Source organism: Actinomadura darangshiensis (assembly GCF_004349235.1).
Taxonomy (GTDB): Bacteria; Actinomycetota; Actinomycetes; order Streptosporangiales; family Streptosporangiaceae; genus Spirillospora; species Spirillospora darangshiensis.
The window spans coordinates 12,697-32,718 of sequence record NZ_SMKY01000079.1 but is presented as its reverse complement, the minus strand read 5'-3'; the positions used below and the strand labels follow the sequence as shown (position 1 = coordinate 32,718).

The following is a 20,022-nucleotide window of genomic DNA, read 5'->3' as shown; positions in this document are numbered from 1 at the left end:
GCGGGGATCGGTGCCGGGGGCGGGGACGGGAGCACCGTCCATGGGCTGAACTCGCCCGGTCCGCTCGCGACCGCGTATTCCTGCCATCCCGTGTAACCCAGGACGAGGTCGCCTGCCGCCATGTCGGAACGGCGTGATTCGACGACCTGGCCGATGCCGACTCCTCTCATGACGCCGTCGAGCGGAACCGGCTCGGTGTAGCTGGGCTTCTCGTCCATGCACACTCGGTTGAACGGGTCGATGCTGAGGTAGAGCGTGCGCAGTAGGGCCTCGCCGGCTTCGAGTGACGGAATGGTCTCTTCGACGAGTTCCAGGTCCGTGTCGGTGACGCGCCCAACCGGACGCTTGCGGAGCCGGAAGCAGTGGTTTGTCGCAATGGTCGTCATGACTGTGGACGGTATTCGCGGCCCGCGCCGGCCCCACAGCCTCGTTGCGGACCGCTCGTGTCGAATTTCGGCCACGGGGCGTTTAGGCTCTCAGTGTGCGTGACCCGTCCGTTCCTCGAAGTGCCGCGAGTGCGCGTGATCTGCTGGAGCTCGCGCGTGCCCATGGCGTGGAGGACGAGGTCGCGCTGCGCGGAACGTCATTGACGGCCGCGCATTTCGCGGACCCGATCGCGGAGATCCCCGGTGTGGCGGAACTGCGGATGATCGCGAACGTGCAGGCGGCGCTGCCGGCGGTGCACGACCTGGGTCTGCAGGCCGGTGGGCGATGCCGACCGGACGCGGTGGGGATGCCCGGCCTGCTGCTGTTGTGCAGCGGTTCGGCAGGGGACGCGCTGGCGGCCGCGGCCCGATATCAGGACCTGTGCTACGGCATTCCACGGGCGCGGGTGCGGCGCGGGTCTTCGGTGACGACCATCGAGTTCGCGCTGGACGGCTTCCCCACGGAGCTTCACGCCTACCTGGTGGATCACGCGTGCGCCACGTTGCACGCGTTCAGTGCACCCTTGGGGGTCAAGACCCCGGCGCGCAGAGTCGAACTGTCGCAGCCGCGTCCCCGGCATGCGCACCGCTACGAGCGGCTGTTCGGAACGCCTGCGGAGTTCTCGCGGCCGGTTGACCGGGTGACCTACGACAATTCCGTGCTCGCGCAGCCGATGCCGCAGGCGAACACCGTCGTCGTCCCCCAACTGCACGGCCATTGCGCGGACCTGCTCAAGAGGCGGCATGCCCATGTGGGCGCCGCCGGGCGGGTCCGGGCGGTTCTGGAACAGGCGACCGGACCACCGCCGCCGCTTCCTAAGGTGGCGGAGGAACTCCGAATGTCGCCGCGCACGGTGCGGCGTGCGCTCACCGCGGAGGGCACATCGTTCCGCGCACTCGACGCCGAGGTGCGGATGGTACGCGCGATGCGCGACCTGGACTCCCCTGGAATGTCCATCGATGCGACCGCCCGCCAACTCGGATATGCGACCACGTCGGCGTTCGTCCAGGCGTTCAAACGCTGGACGGGACACACGCCGGGCGGCTACCGCCGTCGAACCCGCCCCTGATCCGCGAAACGACGCGGGGGGGCACGCTACGCGGCCAGCCGGCCGATCACATCCGCGTACGGCCACACCCCGTCGACCGGAATCGGGTACAGGACAGGCAGGTCCACGCCCGCCTTGCGGTACTCCTCGATCCGGGCATGGCACGCGGCGGGGTCGCCGTGCGCCACGAACCCGTCCGCGACGTGCTGCGGCACCTGCCGGGCGGCGCCGGCCCGGTCACCCTCGCGGAGACGGTTCCGGACGGCGGTCAGCGGGTCGCCGAACAGGCTCGGCGCCGCGGGATGCAGGGCATAGCGGGGGACGATGGCGCGCGCCGCCCGGGCCGCCGCCCCGGGGTCGTCGGCCAGGCCGATGTGGACGACGCAGGCGATCTCGACGTCCGCCGGGTCCCGGCCGGCTTCCGCGGCGGACCGGCGGACGGCGGCCACGGACTCGGCGGCCTGGTCCGGTGAGATCAGGTTGAGGATCACGCCGTCGGCCACGCGGCCCGCCAGCCGCAGCATGCGCGGGCCCAGCGCGGCCAGGTGGACGGGCAGGTCGGGGCGGTGCGGCGGACGGTCGAGCGGCACGTGGCCGGTACGGAAGATCTCACCGCTGAAACCGGGCCCGCCCGCCAGGACGGCGCGGACCACCGCCACGTACTCCTCGGCCAGCCGGAGCGGTGGAAGCGCGGGCAGGCCGGACTGCGCGTTCTTGGCCGCGTTGGCGACGCCCAGGCCGAGCCGGAAGCGGCCGCCTGAGGCGTCGTCCAGGAGCACGGCGGTCTTGGCGGTCAGCACGGGCGGGCGCAGCGCGGCATTGGCGATGGCGGTGCCCACGGCGATCGAGTCCGTCGCCGCGATCAGCGCGTGGCACAGCGTCAGGGCGTCGCCGTTGCCCTCGGCGACGAAGGCGGCCGTGAATCCGGCGTCCTCGGCGTCGCGGGCCAGCTCGCCCATCGCCGCCGGCGGCAGGCCGCTGTGCGATGCGATGGACAGTCCGAGACCCGTACCCGTGCTCCGCATCCCGCCGCCCCTCTTCGTCGGACCCGTGGCCGCATCATGGCAGAAATATTTTCTGTAAGGCAGACCCGGGGGGCGGGCTCCCGAGCTAGATGATCAGCTCGTCGATCTCCTTCACCGCTTCGGTGAGCGCGGCGGCGATGGCGCGGCGGGTGGCGGCGTTCATGCGGTTCACGGGGACGGAGATGTTCAGTGCCAGCGGTGTGCGGCTCGAACGGGGCAGCGCCACGGCCACCGACGCCACGCCGTCCTCGCTCTCCTCCTTGCTGGTGGCGTAGCCCTTGCGGCGCACTTCGCGCAGCTCGTCCAGCAGGGCGTCGCGGGTGTCGATCGACTCGCTGGTCATCTGCTCCAGCTTCGGCTCGGGATACAGCTCCACCAGGCCGGCATCCGGCAGCTGGGCCAGCATCGCCTTTCCCGTCGAGGTGCAGTGCGCGAGCATGGACCGGCCGAGGCGCGATCCGACGCGAACGGCCCGCGGGCTCTCGATCGAGTCGATGAAGTGGACCAGCTGCCCTTCGAGGCGTCCGAGGTGGACGGTCTCGCGCAGCTCGGCATTGAGGCGCTCCAGCACGGGACGAGCGCGTTCGCGCACGTCGAGGCGGGCCAGCAGGGAGAAGGCGATCTTGTCGATCGACGGCCCCGGCTCGTACATCCGGGACTGGCGGTTCTGCCGGACGAAACCCCGGTACTGCAGCATCGCGAGGAGCCGGTGCGCGGTCGACGAGGCCACGCCGAGGTGGTCCCCCGCGTCGGTCAGGCGCAGCGCGCCCCGTTCGCCGATCAGCCAGAGCAGCCGGAGGGCGTTGTCCACGGACTCGATCGGGTACTGCGGGGGTGCCGAGTACTCCGGCTCGCTCAGCGGATCCGCGTCCGGACTTCCTGCATGGTCGGGCATCGGCGCCCTTTCTGGCGGTCAGCATGGAGTGCGTGTCTTGAGCATGGCGGGAACCGCTGCCCATTATCGCTCCGATGCCGGCGACGCGGACCGCCTCCGGCGCCGTGCCGGCGGGCTCCGGGAGGCCGTCAGGCTCCGGCGGTCAGCGCGTACAGCTCGTAGACGAGCGTGTCGCCGGTCCGGCGGCCCATGCCCACCGCCTGGATCCGGTTCAGCCACCCGTACCGCTCGTCGTCGGTCTCGAAGGTGGGCGCGGTGAAGATGACGCCCCCGTCCGCGGGCGGCCGGTCCGCCTTCCCGCGGTAGGTCATCGCGATGACGGCGCCGTCGTCGGTGCGCAGCAGGATCCGGGCGTCCACGCTGACCGTCGAGTCCGCGTGGACGCGCACCCAGTCGCTCGCGCTGCGTCCGAGCTGGCTCGCCCGGACGTGCTCCCCCTCCCACCGGCAGGTCGCGGCCTCCCCGATCAGCCGGCCGCCCTGGGGCGTCGACGGCAGCTTCGTCTGCCGCTCGATCGTGATGGTCAGCGTGCCCAGCGGGTCCAGCTCGATGCTCACTCGGTCTCCTCCAGGCCGCCCGTGAGGGCTTGACATCCAGAAGGACAGAAAAGCATTCTGCATTGAAGAAATCAACGAGACACCCTCCGGACCGGCAGAGAGGCTGGCCATGACCGGATTCACCCGCCCCCGGGGCCTCAACCACGTCGCGTACGTGACCCGTGACACCGCCGCGACCAAGCGCTTCTACACCGAGCTGCTCGGCATGCGGCTCGTCGGCTACGCCATGGACGACAGCGTGGGCAGCACCGGCGAGCGGACGTCCTTCCTGCACACGTTCTTCGAGATGGAGAACGGCTCGTGCATCGCGTTCTTCGAGATCGAGGGCGTCGACACCGACCACCACGAGTCCCCGCTGCCGCGCTGGGCACCGCACCTCGCCCTCTCCCTGGACAGCCTGGAGGAGGTGGAGGCCGCCCGCGACCGCCTGGTCGCGGCCGGTGTCGAGGTGCGGGGCGTCGTCGACCACGAGGGCATCTGGTCGTCGATCTACTTCTTCGACCCCAACGGCGTGCGCCTGGAGCTGACCTACCAGAACCGGCCCCTGAACGACGACGACGCCGCGGCCGCGGAGAAGGCGGTCAAGGCCTGGCAGGACGAGCACGGCCCGGCCGCCCCATGACGCTCGCGTCCACCCGGCACACGGTGGCCGGCGACGAGGCGGCGCAGGACCTGTTCACCCGGAACGGCTGGGGCGACGGGCTGCCCGTCGTCCCGCCCACGCCGGAACGGGTCGAGCGGTTCGTGGCCGCGGCGGGCCTGCCGGCCGGCCAGGTGATCGGGCGGCTGCCCGAGCAGGGACAGGCGCTCACGCTGGAGAAGATCGCGGTCAACGCGGTCGCCGCGGGCTGCCGCGAGGAGTACATGTCGGTGCTCGCCGCGACGGTCCGCGCCCTCACCCGCGAGCCGTTCAACCTGCACAGCACCACGGTCAGCGGCGCCACCGCGCCGCTGCTGATCATCAGCGGGCCGGTGGTCGACCAGCTGAACGTCAACACCTCGTTCAGCCTGTTCGGGCCCGGCCACCACGCCAACGCCACGATCGGCCGGGCGGTGCGGCTCATCCTGCAGAACCTGTGCGGCGGCGTACCGGGCGTCCTGGACAAGGCCACCTTCGGGCATCCGGGCAAGTACACCTACTGCATCGGCGAGAGCAGGGACCTCCCGGACGCGTGGGAACCGCTGCACGCCGAGCGGGGCGTGCCGGCCGAGCAGAGCGCGGTGACGGTGTTCGCGGGCGAGGCGCCGGTCAACGCGCGCAACGACTGGGCGAGCGAGCCCGGCCCGATCCTCGCCACGATCGCCGACACGATGCTGCCCTGCCACTACACGGGCGGCAGCGTCGTCGTGGTGCTCGGCCCCCGGCACGCCGCGGTCATGCGGCAGGCCGGGATGGGCCGCGCGGACGTCCGCGCGGAACTGTTCCGCCTGGCCCGGCGCAGCGCCGGGGCACTCCGGCGCGCGGGACGGCTGCCGGGCGCACCGGGCCCGGACGGCGAGGACGAGGCGCGCACCGTCGTCCGGCGGCCCGAGGACATCCTGATCACCGTCGCCGGCGGTGATCTCTACGGCTACTCCGCGGTCATCCCGTACTGGGTCGGTGGCCACGAGTCCGCGCCCGTGACCGAGGCGCTCTCCGCCCAGGAGACGGAGCGCTGCCGGATACCGCAGAGCCGGATACCGCAGAGCGGGATACCGCAAGGGGAGACGCCATGACCGGACCACTGGTCGTCCTCGATCCGACCGCCGAGGCCCCGCGGGAGACCACGGGGTCGCTGCCCCGGCCCGCGTCGCTGTCCGGGCTCGCGATCGGATACCTCGACAACGGCAAGCCGAACAGCGACCGCTTCCTGCGGCTGCTGTCCGCGCGGCTGCGGGAGGACGGGGCACGGGACGCCGGCTGGGCGCGCAAGCCCGGCATCGGCCGGGTCGCCTCCGCCGAGATGCTCGACGACCTGGCCGCGAACTGCGACGTGGTGGTGACCGGTGTCGGCGACTGCGCCGGCTGCTGCTCGTGCACGGTGCGGGACGCGATCGCGCTCGAACGCCGAGGGGTCCCGTCCTATGTCGTGTGCACGTCCGAGCTGGTCACCACGGCCCGGATCGCCGCGCGGGCGGCGGGCGTCCCCGACCTGCCGCTCACCGTCATCGACCATCCGCTCGGCTCGCTGACCGGCGACCTGCTCGCCGCGCGCGCCGACGACGCGAGCGGCCAGATCCGCGGGCGGGCGGGCCGGTGACCGCGGCCGAGCGGGTGGCGATCGTCACCGGAGCGGGGCAGGGGCTGGGCCGGGCGTACGCCGCCCGGCTGGCGGAGGCGGGGACCCGTGTCGCCGTCGTCGACATCGCGGGGGACGCGGCGCGGTCCGCGGCCGAGGCCATCGCCGCCGTGGCGGGCGCAGGCCGGGTGACCGCGCACGAGGCCGACGTCACCGACGCCGAGCAGGTCGGCGCGTTCGTCGGCGCGGTGGCCGACCGCTGGGGACGGGTCGACGCGCTGGTCAACAACGCCGGAGGCGCGCTGCTGCCGACCGCCCCCTTCGACTCGTTCAGCCGGGCGGAGTGGACCAGGGTGCTCGACGTCAACCTGACCGGCCAGTGGCTGTGCGCGACCGCGGTCGTCCCGCACATGCGGGCGGCGGGCTACGGCAAGATCGTGAACGTCACGTCGACGATGGTGGCGAAGGGCCTGCCGGCCGGGCTCGCCCCGTACGTCACGGCCAAGGCCGGGGTGGTCGGCCTGACCCGGGCCCTTTCCCGCGAGCTCGGCCCGGACGGGATCCGGGTGAACGCGATCGCCCCCGGCTACATCCCGGTCGAGACCAGGAAGACGGTGCACACGCCGGAGGCGGCGCTGGCGCTCCGGGAGCGCATGAAGAGCGAGCAGTGCCTGCCCGTGGTCGGCGTCCCGGACGACCTCTCCGGCGCGGTGGTGTTCCTGTGCTCGCCGGACTCGGACTTCATCACCGGCCAGGTCGTCAACGTCGACGGCGGCTGGACCCACGGCTGACCTGACCGCCCGCACCGTCCCGCCCGGCGCGCACATCAGCCGAGGTAGAGCCCGGAAAGACCTTTACGGACGACCCCACGATCGCTATTCTCCAGAGAACGATTCTGGAGAATAGAGAACATCGGCCACCGGGCTCCCTCCCTCTGACACGTCCATCCGACATCCCTGTGCCCCGGGTCCACGCGGGCGCTTCGCACACACAGACGAAGGGATCCCACGATGATCAGAGCCGGCACCGCAGGGCGCGTCACGGCCGGGCTGACCGCCGCCACGCTGGTCCTGGCGGCCTGCGGCGAAGGTTCCGGCTCCGGCGGCGCCGCCGTCTACAGGATCGGCCTCGTCACCAGCTCCGCCGGTCCGTTCGCCAGCAACGCCAAGACGATGGAGGCGGGTGCCGCGTACGCGGTGAAACTGCTGAACGAGGCGGGCGGCATCGGCGGCACCGAGGTCGAGCTGGTCAAGGTCGACAGCCAGAACAACCCGGCCACCACCGCGACGCTGATTCCGCAGCTGGCCACCAAGCAGAAGGTCCTCGCGATCGTCGGCCCGGTCGACAGCGCCGGCTGCGAGGTCGCCTGCACCGCGGCCAACAAGCTCAAGGTGCCGATCGTGAGCCCCGGCGCGGCCCGGCCCGGCGTGCTGGAGAACGCCCGCCCGTACGGCTTCACGATCGCCCAGCCGGACGCCGACAACAGCACCCCTGTGCTCACCAAGATCGTCCAGGAGAAGGGCCTGAAGCGCGCCGCGATCATCGGCGACGAGGCCAACGCGACCACGAAGGCGCAGGCCGACCTGTTCCGGAGCGTGTTCGGGAGCACCGGCGTCCAGGTCGTGAAGACGGCGACGTTCAAGAGCGGCGACTCCAGCTTCGCCTCGCAGGTCACCTCGGTCGCGTCCGCGAAGCCCGACGTGCTGGCCCTCGCCGCCGGCCCGGACGACGCCGGCCGCATCGCGCGGGAGGTGCGGAGCCAGGGCCAGACCTTCACGCTGCTCGGCACCGGCTCGCTGCAGTCCGGCGGCGCCGCCTACGTCGCGGCCGGCGGCAAGGCCACCGAGGGCACCCTGGCCGCGGCCCAGTACGACCCGCACAGCGCGGCCCCCGCCGCGAAGGCCCTGCTGGACAAGGCGCAGGCGGCCAGCGGCCAGGCCGAGATCCCGCTCAACTTCGCCTACGCGTTCGACGCGGTGCACATGATCGCCAAGGCCATCGAGGAGAAGGGCGTGAAAAGCGATTCGGACGGCGTCGTCAAGGGACGGGTCGCGGTCCAGGAGGCTCTCAACGGCATGCGGAACCACCAGGGCATGGCCGACGCGACCACGTTCAAGGACGGCATCGCGCAGCGGCCCCAGCTCCGGGCCGTCGTCCAGAACGGCAAGTTCGTGATCGACAAGAGTGCCGGCTGACCGCGGATGCTCGCACAGCAGCTGTTCAACGGCCTGTTGCTCGGGGCGACCTTCTGCCTGGTCGCCCTGGGCTTCAACCTGGTCGTCGGCGCCATGGACCGGCTCAACTTCGCGCTGGGCGAGACGGCGATGGTGAGCGCCGTCCTCGGCGCGCTCATCATGACCGAGACCCCGGTGCCGTTCCCGGTCGCGTTCGCCGCCGCCACCGCGATCGGCGGGGGCGTCGCGGTGGCGGTGTACTACCTGTCGTTCCGGTTCGTGTCCGCGGACTTCCCGACGGCGTCGATCCTCAGCAGCCTCGGCTGCGGGCTGGTGCTGACCGCCGTGGTCACCAAGGCGTTCGGCAGCCACCAGCGCTCGGTGCCGGACGTCCTGTCCGGGGTCCGGCTCGACCTCGGCGTCCTCACCGTGTCCGGCGCGCAGCTGGTGATCCTGCTGCTGGCCACGCTGCTGACCGCCGGGCTGTACCTGTTCCTGGAACGCACCCCGTGGGGCACCGCGATCCGGGCGGTGTCGGACGACGCGACCATGGCGGGGCTGCTCGGCGTGCCGGTGCAGCGGGTCATCCTGCTCACGTTCGCGCTCTCGGGCGTGCTGGCCGGGGCGGCGGGCCTGCTGACCGGGCTGGCCTACCACTCGATCAGCCCGTTCGACGGGTTCACCACCACGCTCACCGCGCTGATGATCATCGTGCTGGGCGGGCTCGGCAGCGTCACCGGCGGGGTGGTCGCGGCCCTGGTCATCGGGCTGATCCAGACGCTGACCGTGGCCTACCTGTCGGCGACGCTCCGCGACCTGATCGTCTTCATCCTCGTCGGCATCGTGCTGCTGGTCCGGCCGCAGGGGCTGTTCGGCCGCAACGCCGGCGTGCTTGAGAGGGTCTGATGTCCAGCTTCACCGAGGCGGTCGTGCTCCAGGTCGGCATCAGCGTGCTGCTGGCGCTCGGGTACTGGATCGCGGTCTCGACGGGCAAGTACTCGTTCGGCCACACGGCGTTCATGGCGATCGGCGCCTACACCGCGTCGATCCTGACGCTCAACTTCTCCTGGCCGCTCCCCCTCGCCATGCTCGCCTCCGGCGCCGCGGCGGCGGTCGCGGGCGCGCTGATCGGCTGGATGGCGCTGCGGCTGTCGATGCTGTACCTCGCCATCATCACGTTCATCTTCTCCCAGCTGGTCAACCTGCTGATCTCGCAGTGGGAGTACGTCGGCGGCGCCAGCGGCATGATCGGGATGACCGGGACCACGGTGCCGCTCGTCCTCGGGTGCGTACTGATCGTCGTCGCCTACCTCGTGCTGCTCAGCAGGTCCCGGCTCGGCCTCGCCTACAAGGCGATCCGGGAGGACGAGCGGGCCGCGACGGCGTCCGGCTTGCGCATCACGCGCATCGCGGTGGGCGCGTTCGCCACGTCCGCCGCCGTGACCGGGGTCGCGGGCGCGCTGTCCGCGCACCAGCTCATGGTCATCAATCCGGAGCTGTTCGGCCCCCGCCAGGCGTTGCTGATCATCCTGTACTGCGTGCTCGGCGGGGTCGAGTACTTCTGGGGCGCGGCCCTCGGGGCCGTCGCGCTGAGCCTGCTGCCGATCTACTTCGACTGGCTGAACGAGTGGTACGAGATCGTCTACGGCCTGCTGTTCGTGGCACTGATGATCGTGCGTCCGCAGGGGCTGATCGGCCGGCGCGGCGGCGGCCGGATCCGGCTGCCGCGCATCCCGGCGGGACGGGAGCGTGAATCCGTTGGCTGAGCCGCTGCTGCGGGTGTCCGCGGTGACCAAGCACTTCCAGGGCGTCGAGGCGCTGGGCGAGGTCGACCTGGACGTGGCCGAAGGGACGGTGCACGGCGTCGTCGGCCCGAACGGCGCGGGCAAGACGACCCTGCTCAACGTCGTCTCCGGCTACGTGCCACCGGACGCGGGCCGGGTCGAGCTGGCCGGGCGGGACGTCACCCGCCTGACACCCCAGCGCCGGGTGCCGCTCGGGATCGTGCGCACGTTCCAGAACATCCGGCTGTTCGGCGGACTGACCGTCCTGGAGAACGTCCTGCTCGGGCAGCACGGCCGGGCGTCCACCGGGACGCGCTCGCTGTGGCCGCTCAGGTCCGGCGCGGACCGGCGGCTGCGCGCCGAGGCGGAGCAGGCTCTGGACGTGTTCGAGCTGGCCCCGTACCGCGGGCGCCGGGCCGCAGAACTCCCTTACGGCCTGCAGAAACAGCTGGAGATGGCGCGCGCCCTCGCCGCGCGGCCGAAGGTGCTGCTGCTCGACGAGCCAGCGGCGGGCATGACCGCCGAGGGGCGGCGGGCCCTCGTCCCGCGGATCCGGGAGCTGCGGGACGAGGGGCTGACCGTCGTCGTGGTCGAGCACGACATGGACGTGATCTCGAACATCTGCGACCACGTGACGGTGCTCAACTTCGGCCGCAGGCTGACCGGCGGGCCGCCCGGACCCGTGCTGGCCAGCAACGAGGTGAGGACGGCCTACCTTGGCACCTGAGCGGGAAGAGCTGCTGAAGGTCACGAACCTGCGGGCCGGCTACGGCCGCGTCACCGGGGTGGCGGACGTGAGCGTCGAGGTGCGCCGCGGCGAACTGGTCGCGGTCCTAGGGCCCAACGGAGCGGGGAAGAGCACCGTTCTGCGGGCGGTCTCCGGCATGATCCGCCCCTGGGGCGGCGGCGTGGCCCTCGACGGGCGGGACGTGACCGGGATGCGGAGCGACCTGCTGGTACGCGCCGGCATGGTCCACGTCCCCGAGGGGCGGCGGGTGCTGCCCCGCCTGACCGTCGAGGAGAACCTGCGGGTGGGCGCGTTCACCCGCCGGAACCGTCCCGCGGTCCGGGCCGCACTGGACGAGGTCTTCGACCGGTTCCCCCGCCTGCGGGACCGCCGGGCGCAGAAGGCCGGCACCCTCTCCGGCGGCGAGCAGCAGATGCTCGTGATCGGCCGGGCGCTGATGGCGCGGCCGAAGCTGCTGCTGCTGGACGAGCCGTCCCTCGGCCTGTCCCCGCTGCTGGTCCGGGAGGTGTTCGCGATGATCCGCACGCTCGCCGCCGACGGCCAGACCGTCCTGCTGGTCGAGCAGAACGTCGCCCAGGGGCTCGCCGCCGCCGACCGGGGCTACGTGCTCACCGCCGGGCGCGTCACCGCGTCCGGCGCCTCCGCCGAACTGTCGGCGGACCCTTCACTGCTCCGGGGCTACCTCGGCTCCGGTGAGTAGCCGCACTCGTACCAGGGAGAGCCACCGTGCCGTCTCGCCGTCGTTTCGAGGAAAGGTCCGTCATCGTCACCGGTGCCGCGTCCGGCATCGGCCGGGAGACGGCCGTCCGCTTCGCGCGCGAGGGCGCGCTGGTGACCGTCGCGGACATCGACGAGGCGGGCGCGAGGCAGACCGTCGACGCCATCACGGCCGACGGCGGCACCGCCCGCGCCCACCGGACCGACGTGTCCGACCCGGACTCGGTCGAGGCCATGGTGGACGGCGCGGCCGAGGCGTACGGCGGGCCGCACGTCCTGCACAACAACGCCTACTGGGCGCCGCTCGGCCGGGCGATCGCCGACACGAGCCAGGCGGACTGGGACCGGACGATCGCGACCACGCTGACCAGCGTCTTCCTCGGCTGCAAGTTCGCGGTCCCGCGGATGCTCGCCGGGGGCGGCGGGGCGATCGTCAACACGGCGTCGACGGCCGGGCTCGCGGCCAGCCCGAGCTTCGGGGCCTACATGGCGGCCAAGGGCGGCGTCATCTCGCTGACCAGGTCGGTCGCGTTCGACTACGGCAGGCAGGGCATCCGGTGCAACGCGGTGGCCCCGGGGCTGACCAGGACGCCGGCCACCGACCCGGTGTTCCGCGACCGGGACCGGCTCGGCTTCCTGACCGGGAAGCTGCTGGTCGGGCGCGCCGGCGAGCCCGCGGACATCGCCGAGGCCGTCCTCTACCTGGCCGGGGACGAATCCGGCTTCATGACGGGCCAGACGCTCGTCGTGGACGGCGGCCGGCTGATCGCATGAGAACCGACGGCGGACGAAAGGTGCGTGAGCGGTGACCGAACTGCTCGGGATCCCGATGGCGGCGGGCGCCGGCATCGACATCTACTCCGGGGTCGCCCGGATGGCGGGGAAGGTATGGGCGTCGCTGCACCGGGCGGAGCGGCCGTCGCGGACGGCCGTGGTCGTGGTGCATCCGAGCTCGAACTTCCTCGGGCACTACCTGCTGGGCCCGCTCGCCGAACGCGGCGTGGACGCGGTCGGCCTGAACACCCGCTACATCGGCAACGACAGCGCGCTCATCATGGAGAACTGCGTGCTCGACATCGGGTCGGCGATCGGGTTCCTGCGCGAGCGCGGCTACGAGCGGATCGTCCTGGCCGGGAACTCCGGCGGCGGCGGACTCACCGCGTTCTACCAGAGCCAGGCCGAGTCCCCGACCGTGCGCGCGACGCCCGCCGGCGACCCGCCCGACCTGACGAAGGCCGTGCTGCCGCCGGTCGACGGCCTCGTGTCGCTGATGGCCCACCCGGGCCGCGCCCTCGTGTACACCGAGTGGCTCGATCCGGCGATCGTCGACGAGCACGACCCGTTGAAGCGCGATCCCGGCCTGGACATGTTCGACCCGCGCAACGGCCCTCCGTACAGCGCGGAGTTCATCGAGCGGTACCGGGCGGGGCAGCTCGCCCGCGCCCGCCGGATCGCCGGCCGGGTCCGCAGCAGGCTCGCCGAGCTGGACGAACGTCCCGGTGAGCTGCGCGACCTGCCGTTCGTGGTGCACGGCACGGTCGCCGACCCGCGATTCCTCGACATGGCCCTGGACGCGTCCGACCGGACGCCGGGCACCCTGTGGGGGCCGGTGGAGACGGCCAACCTGATGCCGGCGAGCCTCGGCCACCACACCAGCCTGCGGTCGTGGCTGAGCCAGTGGAGCGTGGACGACTCCAACTGCGACGGCCCGCTCCACCTGGCGCGGACGAGCGTCCCGGCGCTGGTCATGTACGGCACCGCCGACCAGGTCTGCTTCCCGAGCCACGCCCGGTCGATGTACGACGCGGTCCCCCACGACGACAAGCGGCTCGTGCCGGTCGAGGGCGGCAACCACTACCTGCAAGGACAACCGGAACTGGTCGCCCGCGTCGCGGACACGCTGGTCGGCTGGCTCGAAGCGAAAGGGCTGCGCGGATGACCGAGCTCCACCCGGACTTCGCCGACCTGCGGGTCCACCCCGGCGGGTCGCACACCGACGGCAGGGACGAGCTGTTCGACGTCGTCAACGTCATCGCGTTCGGCGGCGCGGCGGACCGTCCCACGCACGTGCCCGCCGAGCTGGGCGCCGTCGGCCCCGTCTCGATCTGGGAGTCCACGGGCGCCGCCGACAGCCTGCCGTTCTGGAACACCAACCTCGACGGCGACCAGTACCTGTACGTCGTGCACGGCAGCGTCCGCGTTGAGTTCAAGGAGACCGAGGGGGACCGGCGCTACGGCCACTACACGGGCAGGACCGGCGACCTGCTGCGGCTGCCCAAAGAGGTCGCCCACCGGACGTACTCCGGCGACGGCCGCAGGCGCATCGGCCTGGAGATCATGCCGCGCAACCCGTACTGGGCCCGCCTGGGCGAGAGCCCCATCGCGTCGGACACGAGCCGGCGGGCCGGCGGCCTCGCCTTCGAGATCCACGAGGCCGCGGTCGAGATCTCCTGGCCCGGCGGCGCCCTGCGCACCCCGCGCGGCCTGTTCGAGCGCGGCCTGCACGCGCTGTGCGCCTACGAGCTGCACCTCGGGCACAACGAGTTCGACGGCGGCTTCATCGTCCACGACCTCGGCGAGCGGGTGCGGCTGAAGACGCCCGGCCACGCGGAGACGCTGGACGGCCGGGACGTGCTCGCGGTCTTCCACGGCCTCCGCGACGAACTCACTGGAGGCGGCTGAGCTCGTGCCGCCACGCGGTGGTCTCGTCGAAGGCGCTGCCGAGGTCGGGCAGCTCGGCGAGATCATCGCCGGGGAGGTCGCGGAGCGTCCCGCCCGCGCTCGCGACCGTGAGCGACATCCGGGCGATGGCGTCGACCGACTTCGCGCGCAGCACCGCCTCGGGCACCGTGCCGCCGGTGCTGGTGATGCCGTGCCCGCGGAGCAGGACCACCGCCTTGGCGCCGAGCGCGGCGACCATCTCGGCGGCCAGGCGCCGGTCGCGCACCAGCACCCCGCGGGGATACACGGGGACGCCGGCCTGGGCGAGCCGCGCACCGGGGATGTCGAACGCGCCGATGACGGGCCGGATCGCCAGCCCGGCCAGGTCGGCGGCCACGACGGCGGGCGGGTGGGCGTGGACGACGGCCTGGACGTCCGGACGGGCGCGCAGCACCTCGGTGTGCAGCGGCAGCTCGTTCGGCGGCCGCCAGCCCCCGTCGAGTTCGCCCTCGGCGGCCGGCGCACCGTCGAGGTCCAGTAGGCGGACGTCGGCCGCGGTCGTGTGCGCGAGCCCTCGCTCGTGCGGTCCGCGGCACCGGATGAGGATCCGGTCGGGCCCCACCCGCCGGCTGATATGTCCGAGGATTCCGTCGGCCAGACCCCGCATGGCCAGGACGCGGCAGGCGTCGGCGATCTGAAGGCGTTGTTCGGCGAAGGTTTCGGTCATGGTCGCCTTTCTGTCTGCCGGCCGGTGGCGATGCCGCCGTCCGGGTGGACGACGTCGCCGGTGATCCCCCTGGACCGCGAGGAGGCGAGGAACACGTAACTCCACGCGTGGTCCGCGCCGGTCAGCGCGACGCCGAGCGGGGTGCGCGCGGCCAGGTCCGCGGCCCGGCCCGGTGTGTCGTCGAGCCGCCGGGACTCCTGCCCGAGGCTCGGGATCCCGCGCAGGTCGGTGTCGAGGGTGCCGCCGGGGGCGACGCCGTTGACCCGGACGTCCGGCGCCAGTTCGTGCGCCAGCGACGTCACCAGGCCGCGCACAGCAAACTTCGAGGACACGTACAGCACGCCGCCGCGACCGGCGTAGTAGGCGGACGTCGACTCGGTGAGCACGATCGAGCCGCGCGACTCGCGCAGCGCGGGCAGCGCCGCCTTCACCGCGTGCAGATGGCATTTCACATTGGTCGAGAACATCTCGGCGAACGCGTCGTCGATGACGTCGGCGTCCAGGTCGCCCAGGCCCCGGTAGAAGTCGAAGACCCCGACGCAGTTCACCAGGACGTCCAGGCCGCCGAACGCCTCGACCGCCGTGGCGACGGCCTCGTCGTTCGCCTCGCGCGTCGTCGCGTCGCCAACCGTGACCGGCACGTCCGGCAGCGCCTCGGTGATCGCCGCGCTCTTTCCCGCGTCCCGTTCCAGGACGGCGACGCTCGCGCCCTCCGCGCGGAACGCGTCGACCACCGCGCGTCCGATGCCCGAACCGGCGCCGACGACGAGCGCCCGCCGGCCGTCCAGCCAGCCGGTCATTCGTCGTCCTCCACCAGCGAGGCGAACGGGTTGCCGATCATCGCCGAGAAGGTCGCGGGACGCTGCCAGGTCAGCGCCTCCAGCTCCAGCGGGCACAGCGCGACCCACTGCCCCGAGCGCGGGGCCTCGACCAGCAGCCGGGCGCCGTTGCGGGTGCCGACCTTGGTGATCCTGATCTCGGAGAACTCGTTGCCCAGCACGATCGTCTCGCCCTGGGCGTGCTCCAGCAGGCGCAGCCGCTCCTGCTCGGCGCGCGCGGCGTCGTCCGCGTCCTGCTGCTCGCCCTCCCAGCGGATCGTCATAGGAAGATCGCCAGATTCTGCATGCGGATCACCGACTCGTCCACCAGGATCGTGCGCCGTGCCAGCCGCCAGCCGCCCGATTCGCGCCGCAGCAGGTCCTCGCGTCCGGCCGAGACCAGGGACGGCTCCCGGACGTCGCCCCGGCTGCGGAACAACAGCACCCCGGAGTCGACGATGAGATGGTCGTCGTCGCCGGTCGCGAACGTGCGCACGTTGGTGATGTGGTGGCGCAGCCGGGACGGAGGGTCCTCCGTCCAGGCGTGCTCGGTGCCGAACCGGGCTACGCGCCGCGCCAGCGAATACTTGTTCTCGTCGAAGTGGGCGGCGCCGGGCGCCGTGTCGAACCCCGTCGCCTGCGCGGTCGTCACCCGAACGGGCATCAGGTAGTGGATGTCGTCGGTCAGCAGTTCCAGCCACTGCGTGTACGCCTGCTCGTCCAGCAGATACGCCTCGTCGACGAGCCATTGGTGCGCCCGGAGGTGGCGTTCGTCGCCGAAGGGCAAGGTGGAGCCTTGGCGCTGTTCCCTCGGGGCGTGGCCGCCCAGGACCGAACGGGAGGAGTGCGTGCTCGCGTCGGTCAACGCTCGGCCTCCGTCCATTCGCCGGCGGCTTTCGGCATCGGCTGTTCGATGTGGTCCGCCCAGCGCCGGAGCAGTTCCCGCTGGTTGTGCTCGCTGTAGCCGACACGGGCGGTGCCAGGCCCGCTGAACCGCTCGGAGGGCAGGGCGGGGACGAGTTCGGTGTCGTCCTCGAGCAAGCCCATGCGGCTGTTCAGCGCCAGCCGCCGTGCCATCGAGCCCGCGGCCGTGCTGGTCAGCGACACCCAGTTCTCGACGTCGTCCTGCTCGAACATCCCGGTGCTGCCGAAGCACATCAGGTACGCCTTGTAGGAGAGCCGCTTGAACTCCTCCGGGGCCTCGGCGTCCACCGCGAACCAGGACAGGACCTCGGTCTCGTCGTGGCTGATCGGCTGCCACTGGCGGACGGAGATGAAGGGGACGACGTCCTCGGAGTCCTCGACCCGCGGCCAGTTGTGCACGAAGCTCAGGTTCGGGAACACCGAGGCCGCCGAGATCATGAACCCGTCCCGGCCGACGACCGCGCGCTGCTCCGCCGACCATTCCCGGCTCATCCGGGCGATCATCTCGTCGGGATAGCCGACGTACCGCAGCCGTTCCTCCAGATCGCCCGGCGGCAGTTTGTAGGTGGTGCCGCCGCCATTCCCGGCCCAGTAGGTGGCACCGTCCCGGCGCTTTTCCGCCTTGGGCTCCCGGAAAAGGCCGATCTCCACCACGCTCGTGTGGGTCTGCGGCGTGTGGTACATGTCGCCGGCGAAGTTCTCCGCGCCGATCTTCCAGTTCGCCTTGACCCGCCAGCGCTGCGGGCCGCGCAGCTCGATGCCGCTCGGGCTCTGCCGCGTGTAGTAGTCGAGGTAGAAGGTGAAGTCGCCGAGGTAGTCCCGCAGGGACGGCGGTTCGTCGTCCAGGCTGATGAAGATCATGCCGTTGCAGGAGTCGATGTTCGGCGCGGGCAGCAGCCGCCGGTCCTTGCGCTGGAACCCCGCTTCTCCGCCGTAGGCGTCCCGGTGGAACGGCAGGCCGACGATGCGGCCGTCATTGCGGTAGGACCATCCGTGGTACGGGCAGCGGAAATGCGAGGCGTTGCCCATTTCGGCCCGGCAGACCTGCATGCCCCGATGCAGGCACATGTTGAAGTGCGCGTGGATCTCGCCCTTCTCGTCGCGGACGACGATGAAGGAGTCGTCCAGGACGCGCCGCACGACGTAATCGCCCGCCTCGGGGATCTCCGACTCGTGGGCCACGAACATCCACGCCCTGCCGAACACCCGCTCCTTCTCCAACGCGAAGACCTGCTCGTCGTTGTAGATGTGCGCCGGGATCATGCCGCGCCGCACGCTGCCCACGACACCCGCCTGGTCGATCATCTGCGACGTCTCCCCACGAACTCGCCTCCCGGTCGGCCAGATTTCTGTACCACAGAGCAATCCTCTGGCCAGTAGAACAGCGCTCGATCAACCCTGTCAACCGACCGGTACGCCGCCACCGGGTGGACAAATATTTGTATGGTTCATCAGACAAGTGACGTGTATGGTTGACCACACAGATCGGGGGTCGAGATGGATATCGGGGAGTGGATTCAGGGGCTGCCCAAGGTAGAGCTGCACCTGCATCTGGAGGGGTCGTTGCGGCCGGCGACGTTGTTCGCGTTGGCGCGGCGCCACGGGGTCGATCTGGGGGTCGGGTCTGCGGAACAGCTAGGTGACCTGTATCGGTTCGATGGGTTCGACGACTTCGCCTGGTTGTTTCTGGCCGGGCTGGACGTGCTGCGGGGCGCCGAGGACTTCGCGGACGCCACCCTCGCGCTCGCCGCCGAGCTTGCGGCGCAGAACGTCCGGTACGCGGAGGTCACCACGACGCCGTTCCAGCATCACCGTCGGGGCGTCGCGCTTGAGGAGTATGTCGCCGGCCTGGACGAGGGGCGGCGGCGGGCGCGGGACGAGCACGGGGTGGAGATCGGCTGGATCTGCGACATCTCACGGGAGACGGAGGCCCCGGACTCTCATTTCACCGTGGACTTCCTGCTGGGACGCACTGCCCCGCAGGGGGTCGTCGGGCTGGGGCTGGGCGGTGTGGAACACGGGTTCCCGCCCGAGATGTTCGCTTCGTCGTTCGCCAAGGCGAAGGCGGGTGGGCTGGCCTCGCTTCCGCATGCCGGGGAGACCGCCGGCCCGGAGAGCATCTGGGGCGCGCTGCGGTCGCTGAAGGCCGACCGGATCGGGCACGGAATCCGCTGCGTGGACGACCCGGCGCTGGTCGCGTGGCTGGCCGAACGGCGGATTCCGCTCGAAGTGGCGCCCACCTCGAACGTCGTCCTCAAGCTCGTCAAGGACCTGGAAAGCCACATGCTGGGCGAGCTGGCGAGGGCGGGCGTGGTCGTAACGATCAACACCGACGACCCGGCCTACTTCCAGACCACGTTGAACGCCGAACTGCGCGCCGCCCATGACCTGCACGGGTTCACGCGGCAGGCACTGCTGGACGTCCAAGACGCGGCGCTGCAAGCCTCATACGCGCCCGCTGAGATCAGGTCCGCCGTCCGGCGCGAACTCGATCAGATCGCTCCGTGACGAGAGGACCCCTTCAATGGCGCGCCCGCCCGGACCCGACCGGCCGCTGTACGTCCGCATAGCGATGTCCCTCAAGGGCCGCATCCTGGCCGGGCACTACACCCCCGGCCGGCGGCTGCCCAGCGAGGACGACCTCGCCGCCGTCATGGCGGCCAGCCGCAGCACCGTCCGCCAGGCGCTGGCCGAACTCCGCGACGCCGGGTACGTCACCAGCCGGCGCGGCTCGGGCAACTTCGTCGCCGACCGGCTGCCCATCGAGCCCCTGTCGCCGCGCTCGGGCCCGGTCTACACCGGCTTCCTCGACGACCTGGACGACGAGGCCCATCACGTCCAGGAGCCGGACCGCACGTCGGACACCATCGCGGCCGACGAGGCACTGGCCGCCCGCCTGAAGATCCCGGCCGGCGCGCCGGTGATCCGCTACCGCGCCACCCGCCTTCGCCTCGGCACCCCCTACGGCGTAGCAGCCGATTTCATCCCGCAGGCCGTCGCCGAGCGCATCACCCCCGAGGTGCTCGCCGCGAGCCCGACCATCGTGGACGCGCTGACGCTGGCCGGAAGCCCGGTCGCCGAAAGCCTGCAACGCCTGGAACCGGCCGTCCTGGACGCCGACACCGCCGACCGCTGCGGCGCGTCCCCCGGCGACCCGGCACTGGCCATCACCGGCGTCGCCTACGACGCGGCCCACACCCCCATCGACGCCTACACCCTGACGATCATCACCGGCTACGGGATCGGCCTGCACCTCACCCGCACCACCATCGATCACGGGTCCCGAGAGGAGTGACACG

The 20,022-nt window shown here is 71.7% G+C and carries 23 protein-coding genes and 1 pseudogene; 15 read left to right on the top strand and 9 right to left on the bottom strand.

What is annotated here, in order from left to right; translation table 11 throughout:
* A pseudogene (locus E1293_RS18960) lies at window positions 1-386 on the bottom strand (hypothetical protein); the annotation flags it as partial.
* Window positions 387-481: 95 nt separating this feature from the next.
* Here E1293_RS18960 and E1293_RS18955 point away from each other — a divergent pair.
* Entirely contained in the window at window positions 482-1,495 is a 1,014-nt protein-coding gene (locus E1293_RS18955; RefSeq protein ID WP_132198757.1) for an AraC family transcriptional regulator, read from the top strand.
* Between the two features lie 26 nt (window positions 1,496-1,521).
* Here E1293_RS18955 and E1293_RS18950 read toward each other — a convergent pair whose 3' ends face one another.
* The 3 genes from E1293_RS18950 to E1293_RS18940 form a co-directional block, all read right to left on the bottom strand.
* The gene (locus E1293_RS18950; protein WP_132198756.1) at window positions 1,522-2,499 is read right to left on the bottom strand and encodes an LLM class flavin-dependent oxidoreductase; all 978 of its coding nucleotides are present in this window, start codon (window positions 2,497-2,499) and stop codon (window positions 1,522-1,524) included.
* 85 nt (window positions 2,500-2,584) lie between these two features.
* Window positions 2,585-3,394, bottom strand: coding sequence for an IclR family transcriptional regulator (locus tag E1293_RS18945; RefSeq protein WP_132198755.1), 810 nt, complete (start codon window positions 3,392-3,394; stop codon window positions 2,585-2,587).
* A gap of 128 nt (window positions 3,395-3,522) precedes the next feature.
* A complete protein-coding gene (locus E1293_RS18940; protein ID WP_165978286.1) occupies window positions 3,523-3,951 on the bottom strand; it encodes a DUF3237 domain-containing protein in 429 nt (142 codons plus the stop codon).
* 109 nt (window positions 3,952-4,060) lie between these two features.
* Here E1293_RS18940 and E1293_RS18935 point away from each other — a divergent pair, with 109 nt between their 5' ends.
* The 12 genes from E1293_RS18935 to E1293_RS18885 all read left to right on the top strand — a co-directional run bounded on the left by E1293_RS18935 (window position 4,061) and on the right by E1293_RS18885 (window position 14,275).
* A complete protein-coding gene (locus E1293_RS18935; protein ID WP_132198753.1) occupies window positions 4,061-4,573 on the top strand; it encodes a VOC family protein in 513 nt (170 codons plus the stop codon).
* A complete protein-coding gene (locus E1293_RS18930; protein ID WP_132198752.1) occupies window positions 4,570-5,667 on the top strand; it encodes a hypothetical protein in 1,098 nt (365 codons plus the stop codon). The genes E1293_RS18935 and E1293_RS18930 overlap by 4 nt, the downstream gene beginning before the upstream one ends.
* On the top strand, window positions 5,664-6,191 hold the full coding sequence (locus tag E1293_RS47530) for a UGSC family (seleno)protein (RefSeq protein WP_165978285.1): 528 nt from the start codon (window positions 5,664-5,666) through the stop codon (window positions 6,189-6,191). The genes E1293_RS18930 and E1293_RS47530 overlap by 4 nt, the downstream gene beginning before the upstream one ends.
* Window positions 6,188-6,961: an SDR family NAD(P)-dependent oxidoreductase gene (locus E1293_RS47525; protein ID WP_165978284.1), complete on the top strand. Its 774-nt coding sequence runs from the start codon at window positions 6,188-6,190 to the stop codon at window positions 6,959-6,961. Before E1293_RS47530 ends, E1293_RS47525 begins: the two co-directional genes overlap by 4 nt.
* Before the next feature lie 219 nt (window positions 6,962-7,180).
* Complete coding sequence (locus E1293_RS18920) at window positions 7,181-8,365, top strand: ABC transporter substrate-binding protein (protein ID WP_132198750.1); 1,185 nt, start codon at window positions 7,181-7,183, stop codon at window positions 8,363-8,365.
* 6 nt (window positions 8,366-8,371) lie between these two features.
* Entirely contained in the window at window positions 8,372-9,250 is an 879-nt protein-coding gene (locus tag E1293_RS18915; protein WP_132198749.1) for a branched-chain amino acid ABC transporter permease, read from the top strand.
* Window positions 9,250-10,110: a branched-chain amino acid ABC transporter permease gene (locus E1293_RS18910; protein WP_132198748.1), complete on the top strand. Its 861-nt coding sequence runs from the start codon at window positions 9,250-9,252 to the stop codon at window positions 10,108-10,110. The genes E1293_RS18915 and E1293_RS18910 overlap by 1 nt, the downstream gene beginning before the upstream one ends.
* Window positions 10,103-10,855, top strand: a complete 753-nt coding sequence (locus E1293_RS18905; protein ID WP_132198747.1) for an ABC transporter ATP-binding protein — start codon at window positions 10,103-10,105, stop codon at window positions 10,853-10,855. Before E1293_RS18910 ends, E1293_RS18905 begins: the two co-directional genes overlap by 8 nt.
* Window positions 10,845-11,576: an ABC transporter ATP-binding protein gene (locus E1293_RS18900; protein WP_243716326.1), complete on the top strand. Its 732-nt coding sequence runs from the start codon at window positions 10,845-10,847 to the stop codon at window positions 11,574-11,576. Before E1293_RS18905 ends, E1293_RS18900 begins: the two co-directional genes overlap by 11 nt.
* A 26-nt stretch (window positions 11,577-11,602) precedes the next feature.
* The gene (locus E1293_RS18895) at window positions 11,603-12,367 is read left to right on the top strand and encodes an SDR family NAD(P)-dependent oxidoreductase (RefSeq protein WP_132198746.1); all 765 of its coding nucleotides are present in this window, start codon (window positions 11,603-11,605) and stop codon (window positions 12,365-12,367) included.
* Between the two features lie 31 nt (window positions 12,368-12,398).
* Window positions 12,399-13,532 (top strand): alpha/beta hydrolase, encoded by a 1,134-nt coding sequence (locus tag E1293_RS18890; protein WP_207938929.1) that lies wholly within the window; start codon window positions 12,399-12,401, stop codon window positions 13,530-13,532.
* Window positions 13,529-14,275, top strand: a complete 747-nt coding sequence (locus tag E1293_RS18885) for a cupin domain-containing protein (RefSeq protein WP_132198745.1) — start codon at window positions 13,529-13,531, stop codon at window positions 14,273-14,275. The genes E1293_RS18890 and E1293_RS18885 overlap by 4 nt, the downstream gene beginning before the upstream one ends.
* On the opposite strand, the gene phtC is transcribed toward E1293_RS18885, so the two are convergent.
* From phtC to E1293_RS18860, 5 genes are read right to left on the bottom strand one after another with little or no spacing between them, the layout of a single operon-like run.
* The gene (gene phtC / locus E1293_RS18880; RefSeq protein WP_132198744.1) at window positions 14,259-14,981 is read right to left on the bottom strand and encodes a 3,4-dihydroxyphthalate decarboxylase; all 723 of its coding nucleotides are present in this window, start codon (window positions 14,979-14,981) and stop codon (window positions 14,259-14,261) included. The genes E1293_RS18885 and phtC overlap by 17 nt on opposite strands.
* The gene (hcaB, locus tag E1293_RS18875) at window positions 14,978-15,781 is read right to left on the bottom strand and encodes a 3-(cis-5,6-dihydroxycyclohexa-1,3-dien-1-yl)propanoate dehydrogenase (protein WP_132198743.1); all 804 of its coding nucleotides are present in this window, start codon (window positions 15,779-15,781) and stop codon (window positions 14,978-14,980) included. Before hcaB ends, phtC begins: the two co-directional genes overlap by 4 nt.
* On the bottom strand, window positions 15,778-16,083 hold the full coding sequence (locus tag E1293_RS18870) for a hypothetical protein (protein WP_132198742.1): 306 nt from the start codon (window positions 16,081-16,083) through the stop codon (window positions 15,778-15,780). Before E1293_RS18870 ends, hcaB begins: the two co-directional genes overlap by 4 nt.
* Entirely contained in the window at window positions 16,080-16,664 is a 585-nt protein-coding gene (locus tag E1293_RS18865; RefSeq protein ID WP_243716325.1) for a 3-phenylpropionate/cinnamic acid dioxygenase subunit beta, read from the bottom strand. The genes E1293_RS18870 and E1293_RS18865 overlap by 4 nt, the downstream gene beginning before the upstream one ends.
* The gene (locus E1293_RS18860) at window positions 16,661-18,028 is read right to left on the bottom strand and encodes an aromatic ring-hydroxylating oxygenase subunit alpha (protein WP_132198740.1); all 1,368 of its coding nucleotides are present in this window, start codon (window positions 18,026-18,028) and stop codon (window positions 16,661-16,663) included. Before E1293_RS18860 ends, E1293_RS18865 begins: the two co-directional genes overlap by 4 nt.
* Before the next feature lie 192 nt (window positions 18,029-18,220).
* On the opposite strand from E1293_RS18860, the gene add reads away from it, so the two are divergent.
* Together add and E1293_RS18850 are read left to right on the top strand one after the other, a co-directional pair.
* Window positions 18,221-19,231, top strand: coding sequence for an adenosine deaminase (add, locus tag E1293_RS18855; protein ID WP_132198739.1), 1,011 nt, complete (start codon window positions 18,221-18,223; stop codon window positions 19,229-19,231).
* Between the two features lie 16 nt (window positions 19,232-19,247).
* A complete protein-coding gene (locus E1293_RS18850; RefSeq protein ID WP_165978283.1) occupies window positions 19,248-20,018 on the top strand; it encodes a GntR family transcriptional regulator in 771 nt (256 codons plus the stop codon).
* The last annotated feature ends 4 nt before the right edge of the window (window positions 20,019-20,022 follow it).